Origin of the sequence: Zoogloea sp. LCSB751 (assembly GCF_002028455.1) — a bacterium.
Classification (GTDB): domain Bacteria; phylum Pseudomonadota; class Gammaproteobacteria; order Burkholderiales; family Rhodocyclaceae; genus Zoogloea.
The window spans coordinates 1-258 of sequence record NZ_MWUM01000344.1 but is presented as its reverse complement, the minus strand read 5'-3'; the positions used below and the strand labels follow the sequence as shown (position 1 = coordinate 258).

At 46.1% G+C, this 258-nt stretch carries 1 pseudogene; it reads right to left on the bottom strand.

The features are described 5' to 3' along the window. Window positions 1-258 (bottom strand): annotated as a pseudogene (locus B4920_RS26890) (IS1634 family transposase); the annotation flags it as partial.

Sequence of the window (258 nt, the reverse complement as noted above, 5' to 3'; positions counted from 1 at the left end):
AATGCGCTCAGGCTTTTTCAAGAAGATGGAAGAGGTTAAAAACTCAGGGCTTTTTAGAAAACGGAAGCCGCGCTCGACTTTTTGTTGCGATTTGTAATGTGCTAGAAGAGCCGCCATGGTGAGTGCTTCATTGTCGGTGTCATTCGTCGCGAGGATAAACATGCCTACTTTGAGCTTAGCCAGTTTTACTTTTTCTAGGTCGGTGAAGGGGGCGGCTTCGATAAAGTATTGGTATCCTGTCGGTGCTTCATCTGTCTT